General features: G+C 30.6%; 16 protein-coding genes. 12 read left to right on the top strand and 4 right to left on the bottom strand.

Going from position 1 to position 15,654, the window contains the following annotated elements; all coding sequences use genetic code 11:
* Positions 1-239: 239 nt before the first annotated feature.
* Positions 240-863 carry an IMP cyclohydrolase gene (locus tag IJI80_RS05815; RefSeq protein WP_292788440.1) on the top strand — a complete coding sequence of 208 codons (624 nt, stop codon included), beginning with the start codon at positions 240-242 and terminating at the stop codon, positions 861-863.
* A 99-nt stretch (positions 864-962) separates the two neighbouring features.
* Here IJI80_RS05815 and rnhB read toward each other — a convergent pair whose 3' ends face one another.
* The 3 genes from rnhB to IJI80_RS05800 all read right to left on the bottom strand — a co-directional run bounded on the left by rnhB (position 963) and on the right by IJI80_RS05800 (position 4,018).
* Positions 963-1,622, bottom strand: coding sequence for a ribonuclease HII (rnhB, locus tag IJI80_RS05810; RefSeq protein ID WP_292788438.1), 660 nt, complete (start codon positions 1,620-1,622; stop codon positions 963-965).
* A 226-nt stretch (positions 1,623-1,848) separates the two neighbouring features.
* Complete coding sequence (locus tag IJI80_RS05805) at positions 1,849-2,919, bottom strand: rod shape-determining protein (protein ID WP_292788436.1); 1,071 nt, start codon at positions 2,917-2,919, stop codon at positions 1,849-1,851.
* A gap of 340 nt (positions 2,920-3,259) precedes the next feature.
* Positions 3,260-4,018, bottom strand: coding sequence for a hypothetical protein (locus IJI80_RS05800; protein WP_292788434.1), 759 nt, complete (start codon positions 4,016-4,018; stop codon positions 3,260-3,262).
* A gap of 668 nt (positions 4,019-4,686) precedes the next feature.
* Here IJI80_RS05800 and IJI80_RS05795 point away from each other — a divergent pair.
* The 9 genes from IJI80_RS05795 (at position 4,687) to sucC (ending at position 13,377) form a co-directional block, all read left to right on the top strand.
* A complete protein-coding gene (locus IJI80_RS05795) occupies positions 4,687-5,631 on the top strand; it encodes an archaetidylserine synthase (protein ID WP_292788432.1) in 945 nt (314 codons plus the stop codon).
* A gap of 212 nt (positions 5,632-5,843) precedes the next feature.
* Positions 5,844-7,412: a hypothetical protein gene (locus IJI80_RS05790; RefSeq protein WP_292788430.1), complete on the top strand. Its 1,569-nt coding sequence runs from the start codon at positions 5,844-5,846 to the stop codon at positions 7,410-7,412.
* Positions 7,413-7,578: 166 nt separating this feature from the next.
* Positions 7,579-8,343: a class E sortase gene (locus IJI80_RS05785; protein WP_292788427.1), complete on the top strand. Its 765-nt coding sequence runs from the start codon at positions 7,579-7,581 to the stop codon at positions 8,341-8,343.
* 115 nt (positions 8,344-8,458) lie between these two features.
* On the top strand, positions 8,459-8,830 hold the full coding sequence (locus tag IJI80_RS05780) for a dihydroneopterin aldolase family protein (RefSeq protein WP_292788425.1): 372 nt from the start codon (positions 8,459-8,461) through the stop codon (positions 8,828-8,830).
* 290 nt (positions 8,831-9,120) lie between these two features.
* Positions 9,121-9,327 (top strand): ferredoxin family protein, encoded by a 207-nt coding sequence (locus tag IJI80_RS05775; protein WP_292788423.1) that lies wholly within the window; start codon positions 9,121-9,123, stop codon positions 9,325-9,327.
* Positions 9,327-10,463 (top strand): 2-oxoacid:acceptor oxidoreductase subunit alpha, encoded by a 1,137-nt coding sequence (locus tag IJI80_RS05770; protein ID WP_292788421.1) that lies wholly within the window; start codon positions 9,327-9,329, stop codon positions 10,461-10,463. Before IJI80_RS05775 ends, IJI80_RS05770 begins: the two co-directional genes overlap by 1 nt.
* Position 10,464: 1 nt before the next feature.
* Entirely contained in the window at positions 10,465-11,328 is an 864-nt protein-coding gene (locus tag IJI80_RS05765; RefSeq protein WP_292788419.1) for a 2-oxoacid:ferredoxin oxidoreductase subunit beta, read from the top strand.
* A 1-nt stretch (position 11,329) separates the two neighbouring features.
* Complete coding sequence (locus IJI80_RS05760; RefSeq protein ID WP_292788417.1) at positions 11,330-11,875, top strand: 2-oxoacid:ferredoxin oxidoreductase subunit gamma; 546 nt, start codon at positions 11,330-11,332, stop codon at positions 11,873-11,875.
* Positions 11,876-12,255: 380 nt separating this feature from the next.
* Positions 12,256-13,377, top strand: a complete 1,122-nt coding sequence (gene sucC, locus IJI80_RS05755) for an ADP-forming succinate--CoA ligase subunit beta (protein ID WP_292788416.1) — start codon at positions 12,256-12,258, stop codon at positions 13,375-13,377.
* Positions 13,378-13,447: 70 nt separating this feature from the next.
* Here sucC and twy1 read toward each other — a convergent pair whose 3' ends face one another.
* Positions 13,448-14,362: a 4-demethylwyosine synthase TYW1 gene (gene twy1 / locus IJI80_RS05750; RefSeq protein WP_292788414.1), complete on the bottom strand. Its 915-nt coding sequence runs from the start codon at positions 14,360-14,362 to the stop codon at positions 13,448-13,450.
* Between the two features lie 172 nt (positions 14,363-14,534).
* Between twy1 and tpiA the strand changes: the two genes are divergently transcribed.
* Positions 14,535-15,209 (top strand): triose-phosphate isomerase, encoded by a 675-nt coding sequence (gene tpiA / locus IJI80_RS05745; protein ID WP_292788412.1) that lies wholly within the window; start codon positions 14,535-14,537, stop codon positions 15,207-15,209.
* Between the two features lie 59 nt (positions 15,210-15,268).
* A partial coding sequence (pgk, locus tag IJI80_RS05740; RefSeq protein ID WP_292788442.1) for a phosphoglycerate kinase occupies positions 15,269-15,654 on the top strand: 386 nt, incomplete at its 3' end.

The following is a 15,654-nucleotide window of genomic DNA, read 5'->3' as shown; positions in this document are numbered from 1 at the left end:
TGCTGTCGGTGTTCATGCAAGAGTGCTTGACCAAGGTGATGTTCAGATTAAAACGAGTGAGCATGCAATATATATTCAAGCGCCTTCTGGAATGACTCCTCACGAGGCAGTTCATCGTCCAGAATGATTTTAAATTTTATTATTATTTTAATTTTTTATTAATAATTTTTAATTTTTTAATTTTAAAATTTCTAAATTTTTTAATTATTAAATCGTATATAGTTAATTGGGGTAAAACAATGTATTTAGGCAGAATTATTTCAGCAGGAAAAACAGAAGATGGAAAACCCTATGTTGCTTATAGGGTTTCAAGCAGATCTTTTCCAAACAGACAAGTAAAGGTTCTTGAAGATGAAGCAGCCATCATTCCAAAGGAAGGATTTGAAACAGATATTTTCAAAAACTCTTACATTGCTTATGATTGTGTAAAGGTTCTTGATGACATTGCAGTTATTTCAAATGGTTCTCAAACCAATCCTATTGCAGATAAGATAGCTATTGGAATGAACATTAGGGATGCAATGGCATATTCCTTAATCACTTTAGATTATGAAAAAGATGATTACAACACTCCAAGAATTGCTGCAGTAGTAAAAGGTAGTGCAGACAGTTATGAAGCTTACATAGGCATCGTCACTGACAGTAAAGTATTAGTTGAAAAAATAGATGATGGTAAAGCTCAATTCATTTCCACTTATGAGAAAAACACACCAGAAGATGTTGTTTTCTCTGCAGAAACTCCTGATGCTGCTTGTAAGTTTATTTTTGATGAAGGTGCATTTGCTGAATTTGAAAATCCTGTTTCTTCAGTTGCAGCGATATTTGATGGAAAATGGAAAATTGCTGGTTTCAATCCAGAATAACCATTTTTTATTATTTTTTTAATTAATTCTTATTTTTAACTTTTTTTTAATTTTAACTAATTTTTTACTATTCTAATTTTAACTCTTTTTTAGAAATTTTTATTCTAATTTTTCAGCTTCTTCGGCTTCTTTTATTTTTTGAACAGTTCCCCAACTTCTTCTAACAAAGTCTGGCATTTCATTATATTTGTATTTTTTAAGGAAGTCTTTTGTTTTAGGGTCACTTGGATATCCTGAGCCAATTCCCGCTCTATCTTTAGTGGATCTTATATATTCCTTATTGATTTCTTCAACAAGCATATCCCTTTTTGTTTTGGCAATGATTGAAGCTGCACCGACTGCTAAGTAATTATCATCTGCTTTATGTTCTGCAATGACTTCACAAGTATGCCCAACATACTCCTGCATTTCTTCTTGAAGTCTGCCTTCCTTTACATCCAAAGCATCTATGATAATTCTATCTGCCCTTAGGTTATTGATTATTTTACGCATAGCCAGCTTTTCGATTTGGTTAAGATTAATTCCCTTTGCTCTTAAGTTATCTATATCCCTTGCAGTGATGACTACAGTTTCATATTCGAACATCTTAGTTAATTTGCGGTATAGGACAGTTCTTCTATTTGGAGTCAATCTTTTGGAATCCTTTACACCCATCCTTTCAATAATCTTTTCCTTCTTTTCAGGTATAACGATTCCTGCAACAACCATTGGGCCCAATACAGGGCCTCTTCCAGCTTCATCCAATCCTAGTGTATCCATATTATTAAATCCAGTTTTATTATTTAAATAGTTTAGTTTTTTTTTAGTTTTATAATTAGTTTTCGCATAAGTTTTAATTAGTTTTTATAGTTTTTATAAAAATAAGATTTATTAAAGTTTAAAAGAAGTAATTTTTATGGTGTTATTGGTGTTAAAGGAATATTATGGATTGTAAAGACAATCCATAGTATTATACGTATTAATTAACGCTTGAAATTGTATAAATTTATTTCATAGCTTTTAAACGTACTTCCGGTTCTAAAGCTAATGGTTCAGCAGCTACGATTGCAGTTCCTTTTGCAACAACAGTCATAGGGTCATCAGAGATTTGAATTGGGATGTCAGATTCATCGAAGATTCTTTCTTTGAGACCTCTTAATCTGGAACTTCCACCAACTGCTACAGTATTTTTGTAAACTCCCATCATCAATTCTGCTGGTAATCTTTCTAAGATAAGGTTTAATCCGCCAACAACAGCTTGGATGATTGGTTCTACTGCATCTGCAACTAACATTGAATCAATTACAACTTTTTTAGGTCTGTTAGTTTCTAAGGATTTACCAATAACTTCATAGCTTAAGTTTTCAAATTCTTCACTGCAATGGATCATTCCAACTTCCATTTTTGCAGCTTCTGCATCGTGAATGCTAATTGCAACATTGTATTTTTCAGCAACCAATTCCACGATTCTATTGTCAATGTCGTCTCCACCGACTCTTACGGTTTCGATATCGTTGATTCCACCAAGGGAAATTACCACTAAATCAGTAGATCCTGCACCAATGTCAATTACCATGGTTCCATTTGGTTCTGCAATAGGCAATCCTGCACCAATAGCTGCAGCTAAACCTTCACTGACTACTAAAACGTATTCAGCACCAGCTTTTCTACCTATTTCTTCAGCAGCATTCTTCTCTACTTCAGAAGCGTCTCCAGGAATTCCTATGACAATTCTTCCTACAGTTTCTCCTTCGTTAATACCAATTTCCATAGCTCTTATGAGTAATGCTTGTGCTTGTGCAACGTTTTCAATTACTCCTTTTTTAAGTGGTCTTACTGCAACAATGTCTTCTGGAGTTCTGCCTAACATTTTTTTAGCTTCTTCCCCAACAGCAAGCACTGCAGAAGGATCATCTTTTTTAACAGCTACTACAGAAGGAATTTGGTATAAGTCAAATTTATCTCCTGATGGTTTTGCGATTACGGTATTTAAGGTACCAAGGTCAATACCTAAACTATTTTTCACAACTCTAGTTGGTTCAATTTCAATAGCGTCTTCATTTCCGAAAATACTCAAAGTTATTCCTCCATTGATAAAATAAAATTAAATTTTTAAATTATTTAATTGATTTTATTGTTTAATTAATTAATTCACGTTTTTGAACGGATATATAAATTGACAATTAATTCATATTTCACATATTATTTCATATATTATTTGATATATGATTTCATATATTTTCAGAATTATTCAAAAACTGATTAATTAATGTTTATAACAATAATTATTTATTATTTTTATTAATAATAAGTTTTTGTATAAAATTATGAAAAGATTTTTAAAATTATGTAAAAATTATGTAATAATAGTTGGAAAATAGGATTTTAAATATCAAATCCTCTAAAAAAAGCTTAATCTATTCTTGTGAATTGTTTTCTTCTTGTGGCTCTATGGTGTTGTCAAGATTGGATGTTTCTTCTGGGTTGTTTTGTTCTTGCAATTCTGGTTGATTTTCTTTTACATTCTCAACGATTCTTTGTTTTTCCTTATCCTGGATTGTCTTCTTTAAGTCAATTCCAAATAAACTATTGTTTTGGCTGATTTCCTTCACATGTTCAATTTCATTTTCATCAATTACAGATACCAAGATTGCAGATAAAACAACATCGCTCATATCAAGTATTGGTGTCACTGTATTCCTTAAAAAGGATGGTAATTTAAATCTTGTATTAAGTTCAGCCTTAATGAAACTGCTTGTATGATCTTCTGCTAAAATGTTTATTTGTGCGTTCTGCCTATTCGCTTCCCCATTAAAGGATTTCATAGACTCTTCAGGACCAACAATCACCAACAGATTAGGCACATCCTTGATATGCACATTAGTTATCTCTATAGATGCTCCACCTTTCTCATTGCACCTGTTTCTAAGTTCACTGATTTTCAGTGTTTCTCCTTTTAGCATAATGCAGTCAAATCTCTTTGAAGTGTACTTGTCTAAAATCTTTATTGATTCCCTAAATAGTATTTGAACTCTATCCTTAGCGGTGATTGCATTGTATGCTATATCATCAACTAATTTTTCATTACCTGCGATGACACACCACACATGTTCATTGTTCTCTCTAGAGGAAACTTTTGCAGCTCTTCTGAGAATTTGTATTCTGTCTTCAATCATATGATCACTTGATAGAGTTTAAATTAATTTTCGAATCTGTTTTTTAGTTTGTAACTTCATTTAATTTTAATATTGTATTACTTTTTATCATTTGAAGATAAGAATTTTAATACTATACTATTTTAATATATCTCATTATTATAATATAAAATTTTGTTTTTAGTTAAGGAATTTTAGTTTTAATTTGGGATAATCGAATTCTTTATTATTTTTTCAATGTGATTTTTAAGCTTATTTTTTAAAAAAAATTAAATATAAGATAATAGAATATATTAAATACTATTGAGTAATATTTAAATAATGGATTTGAAATATTATTAATATACTTGCTTAATAAAATATGCTAATTTGTATAATATTGTTTATTTTTTAATGTAAAATTATAGTGAAATTGAAAAAAGTGTTTCATTTAGAGAAAATCATTATCATTAGAAAATTTATTGTACAATAAAAAATTAAATTCATATTAAAAAATTTAATTTGTTTATAAATATTTATTTTAATTAAAAATGCTAATTTGAGTTTATTTTTTCAAAATTAGTTAAATTTTTTAATTAAATTACTTTTTACTAATATATTGTTATTTTATATTGATTTAGAAAACAATTAATCGTTTTTTGAAAAAATTAATAAGGGAGTTTATTTAAAATATTATTTGGAGTCAAATTATGAGAATAAAAAGTGTAGGAATGGGATATTTTTTAGCTATTCCTGATGTCATTTCAATATTGAATTTGGTATTTGGATTTTTAGCTATTTTAATGGTTATTGGTAATCATTTAACATATGCATCATTATGCATACTTGTTGCAGTTGTTTTTGACTCTGTTGATGGATGGGTTTCAAGAAAACTTAATCGTGAAGATAAATTCGGTTTTGGTAAGAATATTGATTCCTTAGCAGATATTGTATCTTTTGGTGTTGCGCCTTCAATTATTTTATATTACATTGGATTAGGAATATCTGATTGGGCAGGATACTTGATGGCTATTATTGCTGTTTTAACACTTGTTTGTGGTATGTTAAGACTTACTCGTTACAATGTAATTTCCGATAAAATCAATTACCATGGATTTATTGGATTCCCAATACCAGGTACAGCTATTATCATAGCAACTTATTACCTTAGCGGTTTATTTAATGTTGCAGTTGCCGCTATATTAATGTTATTTGCAGCTTATTTAATGATCAGTACAATCAGATATCCTAAAGTTGACAATTATTATATAATTGGATTTGGAGCAGTAATGATACTCCTATTGCTTTTACCTATTAATGTATCTATAGGTGCGGTAAATCTTCCGGCTTTAGCATTGTTTGTATTATCATTAGTATATATGTTCATGACATTCTTAGAATTCTTCATTGATACTGAAGAAGCTTTGACTGCAGAAAACGTAAATAGAAATATTGGCCAAGTTAGGGAAATAACAGCTGATAAATTCAGTGGTTCTTTAAGTTCTGCAAAAGATGCTTTCAAAATCATGAGAGAGAATATCAATAAGGTTTCTTCTGGAGAAATTATTGGCGAAGCTAAGGCGTCCGATAAAGAAGATGAAGTTGAAGAAGAAAAACTATTAAATATCAGTACTGGAGAAGTGGAAAGCGAATAGTTTTATTCGATGGTTTTTGAAAAGATTTCTTAAACTTTTTTCACTTTTTTTAATATCTTTTCTTTAAATTCCAATTCTTCTTTTTTTAATTTTTATTTTTTATCAAACTATTTTTATATTCCATCATATTGGATAATTTATGCATGGATCGTTAATTCTTTAAACCTATTTTTCTTCTATTTTTATCTCATTCCATTTTAGGTTTGATAACTATGACTAATCGAAAAAATCGATTTAATTTGTTTAAGAATGATAAATTTAAGTTTAAGCTAAAAAATATAGGTGATAAAGATAAATCCAAATCTGATAAAAGGAAAAATGACAATGAGGAATCTTCGAATTTTCCAAGTTTTGATTCTATAATCCCTGAAAATTCTCCTTTAAAGAATAATTCCCATTCTAATTCTGGGTTTTATAATGATGAATTTAGTTTTAGGGATAAATCAAGCAATAATTCAAATATCCGCAATGATTTAGATGAATTTGAGGATTTTGATGAAAAATATTCCAAATATATTTATTCTCCAGATTCTCACAGTTTAACTGATTTTAAGAATAATGATGATGAAGATTTTAATGATTCAAATAATCCAAGCAATAAGTTTTCTGAAGACAATCATTTTAAAGAATCTGATAGGAAAAATCTTAAAGGCAATCTGTTGAATTTCAAAAAAAATTTATTAAATCAAAATGATGCTTCAAAATCATTATTCTCTAAAGTGGTTATCCTATTGATTTCTTTAGTATTGATATCCTCTGTATTTTACTTTTTTGTTTATCAACCATTTCAGAATGAATTGAATTTGGAAAAAAATTCTAAGCTAAATGAATTGAATGCTTTGTATAAGGGTCCTTTAGAGCTAAATTCAAATGCTTACACTTTAGAAAATAAGATTAATGAGGCTTATGATATAGAAGAAATCAAGTCGATAGACATTTTAAGGTTTGCTACTAAGGATTGGAGAATTTATCATAGTTCTAAAATTGTATCATGTAAGGATGATTTTGGCAGAGTTATGATGTCTTATGGAGAGAATAAGAATATTATAATGTCTGTTAAAGATGCAAATGATTTTGTTAAGGATAATGATGCTAGAATATTATCAAATGTTCAATTTGAGAAAGTCAACACCGTCATTGTTCCAATCTCCCTTTCAAGACTTCAAGCTACTGCAGGATTGATTTCTGTCGGTTCAGTTGTTGATGTCTATTCCTTAAATGATAATTCTTCAGAATATATTGATGATTATGAAAGCATGAACAGCAATATAAGTTCGGCACAATCAAATGAGCTGATTGTTAATGATACTTTGGAAAAGACTGAAGAGGATCCAATTGTAAGTGGTGCAACTGTTTTAGCAATCTTACGTTCCAAAGATAGCGGATTGGTGGATAGCACTGTTTCCAAATCAAAAACCATCATTAAGGGAAATGAAACAAAACCTTTCGAAAACACTGTTTCCTATTCAAGTGATGTTGAAGAACTTCTTAAATCCTCAGTATTGAAATCAAGCAATGTTAACGATGCTTTAGACTCATATTTAATGAATTATGGTGTTAGATTGTCTAATTTCGAAAGAATGTCTAATCTGGGTGATCTTGATTCAGAGTATATCATTCTATTGGAAGTCCCTCATTCTGATGTTAATTTTGTTATAAACAATATGGATAATTTAATTTTAACAATTCCTACGGATTTTGCTCCTGATTGGGTAGTGAATGAATTGAATGAAACATATTATGATAATTTATATCAAGACAATTCTTTGGATTTATTATAAATTTTTTATTTTTATTTTTTAATTTTTTGTGAAAATTCTTATTTTATTTCAAAAGATATATTATAAATTTATTAAATATGAAAAATAGATAAAAAAATATATAATTAAATTTAAAATTTTATTAAATAAATAACAAATTTAAAATTAGTAATTGTTGATGATTTTTATGGATTTAAAGGATTATATAAGGCCCACAACAATAATTGTAATTATTGCTTTTTTGATTATAGGACTATATGCTTTAACAGAAGTAAATTACTTTTCATATAAAAATGTAGCTGAATCTAATGATGTAAATGCATCTGTAATCATTATTCCTTCCATTGGAGTTTTTGAAAAGATTAACAATGTTTCAATATCCCAAGGAGTTATGTATGACACAACTTCTAACATTCCAACTGAAGGTGATACTATTATATTTGGTCATAGAACATTGCAGGGTTCTCCATTTTTACGTTTAGATGCTCTTAAGAAAGGAGATATAGTCATTATAGAATGGCCAGGAATTGGTGAAATAAATTACACAGTTAAAGATTCAAAGATTATATCCCCTACTAATTATTTGGATTTGAATGAAAGTCATGAAACTGGAGATATACATAATCAGGAATTGCTGTTAGTTACTTGTCATCCTATTGGTTCAACTGCTGAAAGACTTATTGTAACTGCTCAATTAAATTCTACAAGTTACATCAATGAAACAGCATTAGAACAAAATCCTCAAGCTAATTGGGCTTGGTTAATAACTGCAGGATTCTTAATATTTGGCCTTGTAATATCATATTTCACTCCATCTAATGAGCGTAAAATCATTTTAGGGGTTGTAATAGCTATTACAATTGTACTGATTTATTTCTGCATTTTCCCAATTTCTTCCCAAATATGGGCTGATCAATTAGGATGGTTAAATAGTTTAATGGGAGTTAATTAAAATTTTATTTATTTTCTAGACTTTTATTAGATTATATTTTAAAATTTTTAATAAAAATTTTATAAATTTAAATTTATTCAAATGTTTACTTTAATTAATTGTTTTGAGGTATTTTATGGACACTAAAGAAAAATATTTTTCCAATATTTCAAATAGGGAAAGGGCGATATTTGAAGGAGCCATTAGTATGGGTGCTTTGTTCCATCAGTTCGTCGGAACTCCTTTTAATAAAACAAATATTGCAAGTTTAGAAAAAGCCATGGAAGAGTCTTTCGCTTTGCAGCCTTGCATCGATAAGGTAGAAGTTTCCATAGATTTGGATAGATTGGATAAGGCAATGACTGAATTTGAATACACCTCTTTAAGTGGGGATATGTTGGATGTTAAAATATATTCGAAAGTAGATGATGTTTTAGCTATTATCCGAATCAAATTTATTGAAGAACTCAATTATCCACTAATGTTTGTTGAAGAGATAATAGAATAGTTCTTCTATTCTTTCTTATTTTTTTATTTTCATCTATTTTGTATCCTTAAAGTCTTTTTATTTTTTCTTTTTATATAATTTAAATTTGTTCAATAGATACTAAATTATTTAAGTAAATACATTCATATATAATATTACTATGTTTTGTCTTAAGGGTATATCTTAAGAAAATTGATATGCATTATTATAAAAAATTTTTTTAAATTATAATCTTTTAATTAAATAAATTTATTTTTATCATTGTTTAAATATAGTTTATTTGTTATAGTTTTAGGTAGTGAGATGATTAGATGATTATTATAGATTCTAAGCTTTGTAAAGGATGCGATATTTGTATTAATGTTTGCCCTAAAAAAGTTTATTCAAAATCTGATAGAGTAAATGCAAAAAATGTTTATCTTCCTTTTCCAGAAAATGAAGAAGGATGCACTAAATGTGGATTATGCGAATTATCATGTCCTGACCAAGCTATTTATGTAGGTAAAGAGGTGGAATAATGGTCGAAGAACAATTTGTTTTAGGAAATGAAGCTTGTGCATTAGGGGCAATAGCAGCAGGCTGTAGGTTCTTTGCAGGTTACCCAATTACTCCATCTACTGAGATTGCTGAGAAAATGTCTTATTTGCTTCCGAAATATGGGGGAACTTTCATTCAAATGGAAGATGAGATTGCGTCTATTGGAACTATTATCGGAGCTTCTTGGAGTGGTTTAAAAACAATGACCGCTACTTCTGGTCCGGGTATTTCACTGATGCAAGAAAATATTGGATATGGTTTTATCACTGAAACTCCTATGGTAATTGTTAATGTACAAAGAGGTTCTCCTTCAACTGCTCAGCCTACCATGTCTGCTCAAGCTGATATGATGCAAGTGCGTTGGGGATCTCATGGAGATTATGAGCCAATCGCTTTAGCTCCATCTTCCGTACAGGAATTCTTTGATTTCACTATTGAAGCATTTAATTTAGCTGAAAAATACAGACTTCCTGTCACTATTCTTGCTGATGAAGTTGTAGGGCACATGAGAGAAAAATTAATTATTCCAGACAAGGTGAATATAGTTACTAGAACAAGACCTGAGCTCACTGATGATTATTTGCCTTTTGACGCTCCTGAAAACGGAACAACTCCTATGCCTGCTTTTGGTGAAGGCTACAATATACATGTTACAGGTTTAACTCACGATAAAAGAGGATATCCAGATACAAATAATCCTGAAACCCATCATAATTTGATTAAACGATTATGTGATAAAGTATTAGCAAATAGGGCAGATATCTGTTCCATTAAAAAGGAATTCTGTGATGATGCAGACATCATAATTGTTTCATGCGGTTCTCCATATCGTTCAGTTGGAGCTGCAATCAAGATGGCTAGAGAAGAAGGCATCAAAGTAGGTTCTCTAAAAATCAACACTCCATGGCCTTTCCCTGAGGAAGAAATCAAAAGCATTGCAAATGATGTTGACAATATTATTGTGCCTGAAATGAATTTAGGGCAAATGGTTCATGAAGTTGAAAGAGTTGTTGCAGGAAAAGCTAATGTTCATTTGATAGGTAAAATTGGCGGAGTTCTTCATAAGCCTGAAGAGATTTTAGAAAAAATTAAAGAGATTCATGAGGGGGAGTGTTAAGATGGTGGAAGAAAAAGTAAGCCCATATAGAAAATATCTTAGAGAAGAAAGATTACCTCATCTATTTTGTCCAGGTTGTGGAAACGGTACTGTTATGAATGCTTTCTTTAAAGGTTTAGAACAATCTGACATTGATTTTGAAGATATTGTAATGGTTTCTGGTATTGGCTGTTCCTCAAGAGTTCCAGGTTATGTGAAATGCGATTCCCTTCACACCACACATGGAAGAGCTTTAACATTTGCAACTGGTTTGAAACTTGGAAACCCTGATTTGGATGTTGTTGTTTTCACAGGTGATGGGGATTCTGCATCCATTGGTGGAAACCATTTAATCAATGCTGCAAGGAGAAATGTGGATCTTACAGTAATCTGTATCAATAACAATATTTATGGAATGACTGGAGGACAAATCAGTCCAACTTCACCTAGAGGTAGTTTTGGTACTACTGCACCTTATGGTTCAAGAGAAAATCCTTTCCGTATTGCAGAAATTGTAGGTGCTGCTGGTGCATCTTATGTGGCAAGATGGACAACTGCTCATCCAATGCAATTGGCTAAAGCTATTCAAAAAGGTTTGAATAGTACTGGTTTCTCATTTATTGAAGCTGTTTCACAATGTCCAACTTATTATGGCCGTAAAAATAAGCTTAAAACCACTATAGATTTGTATAATCATATTAAAGAACATACAATCACTAAGAGGAAAGCAGAGAAGATGGATGTAACAGAGTTACAAGATAAAATAATTGTTGGGGACTTTGAAAATCCTAGACGTGGAGCATTATGCAAAGCTTTAAAAGAATTAACTGAGGAAGTTTCAGGTGGTCCTTTAGCTACTAAATCTGCTTATGAGGAGTTGGATTAAAATGAGGAAGGAAGTTCGTATAGCTGGTTTTGGAGGTCAAGGAGTATTGATGGCAGGCATTATCCTTGGTAAAGCCGCTTCTCTCTTTGATAACATTAATGCGGTACAAACCCAATCTTACGGTCCTGAAGCTCGTGGTGGAGCTTCTAGAACTGAAGTTGTAGTTAGTGATGAGGAAATTGACTATCCTAAAGTTTCACATCCAGATATTCTTGTTGCAATGTCTCACGAAGCATTGATTAAATATATGGATGATTTAAAAGATGAAGGCATATTAATCATAGATCCAGATTTGGTTGTTGAAGAAGAGATAGTTGATTTTGTAAAAGAACACAATATTAATCTTTACCGTGCTCCAGCAACTAATACTGCTACAGAAAAAATTGGTTTAAGAATTGTTGCAAATATTGTAATGATTGGAGCTATTGTCAAAGTGACAGATATTGTTTCTGTTGAAGCTGCAAAACAAGCTATTTTGGATAGTGTACCAAAAGGAACTGAAGATAAGAATATTCAAGCTTTTGAAGCAGGTTATGCTTTGCTTTAATATTTTTTATTTTCTTTTTTTACTTTTTTTAATATTTTTTATTATCTTATTTTTTAAGTTTTCTCATAATTTTTTTAATTTTTTCTATTTTTTAATTTTTCAAAAATATTATTTGATTAATTTTTTATTTTTTCATTCTCAGTTTTTAATTTTTTAATTTTTGCACTTTATTTTCAAATTTTATAAATAATTTTAATAATAAGGAAATACATATTATATTAATGATTAAAATAAATAGTTCTAGTACTAAGATTCATAGGGCAATTTATTAATTTTTATAGTATTTTATTTTTATTCATAAGTATTTTTAAAATTATACGTATTTTTAAAATTTAATTTTAATTTGATAATTTTCATGCTTATTAGTTAGAGTGAGAAAAATGAAGTTTTTTGAACATAGTGCAAAAAAAGTTTTTGAAAGTGAAGGAATTAAAATTTTAGAAGGACATGTCGTATACTCTCCAGAAGAAGCAATGGAAGTAGCTACTGAATTTAGCAGACCTATTGTATTGAAATCTCAGGTACTTGTTGGAGGAAGAGGTAAAGCTGGAGGTATTAAGTTTGCAGACAACCCTGGAGAAGCATTTGAAATAGCTAAAGAGTTATTGAATCTTGAAATTAAGGGAGAAGAAGTCAAACACTTGCTTATTGAAGAAAAAGCAGATATTCAAAGAGAATTTTTCTTAAGCGTTTCAAATGACAGAGCTAATAGGACTCCGATTATCATGGCAAGTGCAGAAGGTGGTGTTGAAATTGAAGAATTGGCTAAAACATCTCCTGAAAAAATTATTAGATATAATGTAAATCCATTAAAAGAATTCTTGCCTTATGAAGCTCGTGAAATAGCTCGTAAAATGGGTGTAGGATCAGAATTGATTTCTAAAATTGGAGATATCATTTGGAAACTTTATAATGTTTATGATAAATATGATGCGGAAATTGCTGAAATCAACCCTCTCATTTTAACAGATGATGGTTTAATTGCAGCTGATGCTAAATTGGAAATTGAAAATGATGCATTGTTCCGTCACCAAGATCAAGTAAAACAAAATAGATTCAAGAAAAAAGACTTTGCTTTTGTAAAGCTTGATGGAGACATTGCAGTTATTGGTAATGGTGCAGGGTTGACTTTAACTGGTATGGATATGGTTACCCTATTTGGCGGAAAACCTGCAACTTTCTTGGATATCGGTGGTGGAGCATCTGATGAATCCATTAAAAAAGCTTTAAATTTAGTTTTAAATTACCCTCCTGTAAAAGTGGTATTCCTTAATGTGTTAGGTGGTATTACTAGAGCGGATGATGTTGCAAGAGGAGTAATTGCAGCTTTGGAAGATAATAAATGGGATGTAAATATTGTAACAAGACTTACTGGTACAAATGAAGAGGAAGGTCAAAGATTATTGGAAGAAGCAGGCATTCCTTATGAAATCTCATTAGAAGAAGCCGCTAAAAAAGCAGTTGCAATGTGTGAAGAGATTAAAGCACAAGAAGCTAAATAACTTCTCTCTTTATCTTTTCTTTTTTATTCTATTTTTTCTATTTTTCTATATAATTTTATTTTTTCTATTTTTATTCTAATAAAACAACTCTACTGACTTCAGACTCTTTAGTTAATTCCCTTCCTGTTTTATCTGCTATTTCTAGAGCAAAATCACGAACTTCCTGGTTTGATGGCATATTGTCAAGACTTAATCTTTTTCTGGAAGATCCTACAAACATATATGCTTTCACTTCAACATATTTTGGGTTAGCTTTATTGATTAGTTTTGCATATTCGTCAGTGTTAATCATGTTCTTGCCCTTAACTGAGGTAATGCGTATTGCTGTACGGCTATCAAAACTGTTCATCAGTTCAAGTGTTTTGTTTAAATTGTTCCAAGCATCATTTATTTGGGGGTTACAAAGCTCTTTATACACTTTCTCATTAGGTGCATCTAAGGAAACATATAGTTGAGTTGGTTCGTTCTCAAGGCTTCCAAGTTTTTCCCAGTACATTCCATTACTCACTAGAAATGTTGTGAAATCCTGTCTATGGAATTCAGCTAAAAGTTCATCAATTTCAGGATATAATGTTGGCTCTCCTGCAAGTGAAATAGCGGCATTTGTTGGCTTTTTGCTTTCTTCAAGTTTTTTCTTGTCTGCCTTTTTATTCCCACCAAAACCGCATAAAAGATTGTTTTGAGCTTTTATGGCACCTTCAATAATTGTTTTAGGATCATCATATTCCCCCTCCCATTCGATTCTGGTTTGACTTAAGTCTCTCCAGCAAAAAGAGCATTTTTGGTTACAGAATGGTACAGCAGGAGACATTTGAAGACATCTGTGAGATTGCACTCCATAGAATTGCTCTTTATAGCAAACTCCTTCATTGACCATGCTTTTTCTAGTCCAATGACATATTTTTGCAGCAGCATGTCCATGCTCTCCTACAAATCTATAACCGCTGTATTCTAATTTTGCTTGTTCTTCTTTAGTGAATGCCATATTAATCCTTTTTATTTTTTTGTTGATTAAAATAATTTAAATATAATTAAGAATATATATTTTATTAATATAGTAATAATTTTTTTAATTATTCTATTTATTATTTACCATAGAAAAAATAATTTAAAAAACAATTTTATTAATGTATTATAGTTTTTAAGGAGGATTTGATTTGAGTCTTAAAACACCTGTTGTTATATTAAATTTTAAAACTTATTTGGAATCCAGCGGTGAAAAGGCATTGGATTTGGCTAATGCTTTAGAAAGTGCTGGTGAAGAATCCGGAATTACAATGGTTGCTGTACCGCAAGCTATTGATATCTATAGAATTAAAGAGGAAACCAATATTCCTGTATTCTCTCAACATATTGATGCTGTATCTCCTGGAGGTCATACTGGAAGCAATTTATTTGAAAGTTTCCTTGCAAGCGGTATTGATGGGACCTTATTGAATCACTCTGAATGCAGAATGACTTTAGCGGATATTGCAGAAGTTGTTAAAAAGACAAAAGAGGCAGAACTCATTTCATGTGTCTGTACCAATAATATTGAAACTAGTGTTGCAGCAGCTACATTTTCCCCGGATTATGTAGCAGTGGAACCACCTGAACTTATCGGTACTGGAATACCTGTTTCCAAAGCTGATCCTGAAGTTGTAAAGGGAAGTGTATCTAAAGTTAAAGCCATTAACAAGGATGTTAAGGTTTTATGTGGTGCAGGAATTTCCACTGGTGAAGATATGGCTGCGGCTATTGACTTAGGTGCTGAAGGAGTTCTTTTAGCTTCTGGAATCATTAAGGCAGAAAGTCCTAAAGATGCATTATTGGATTTGGTAAGTAAGATTTAATCATGTTATTTTAATTGTTTATTTAATAAATTTATATTTAATGATTATTATTGAGTGAAATTATGGCTAACTTTAATACTATTGATGATTTTGATGTAAATGGCAAAACAGTTTTAGTTAGGATTCATATTAATTCCCCTGTAGACCCTAATTCTGGAATCATTTTAGATGATACCCGTATGAAATTGCATGCTGAAACCATTAAGGAATTGTCTATGAAAGGGGCTAAAACAGTTATTCTTGCTCATCAAAGTCGTCCAGGTAAAGATGATTTTACCACATTAGAGCAACATGCAGCCGTCTTATCTAAAGCAGTCGGTTTGGAAGTGAAATATGTTGATTCAATCTTCTCATCTAAGGCAAGAGAATCAATTATAGCTTTAGAACCTGGGCAAATCTTGCTTTTAGAAAATGTTAGATTCTTTTCAGAAGAGCAATTGAAACG

This window comes from Methanobrevibacter sp. (assembly GCF_017432245.1).
GTDB lineage: Archaea > Methanobacteriota > Methanobacteria > Methanobacteriales > Methanobacteriaceae > Methanobrevibacter.
The sequence above is the reverse complement of the archived record's forward strand: the minus strand, read 5'-3'. Positions and strand labels throughout refer to the sequence as shown.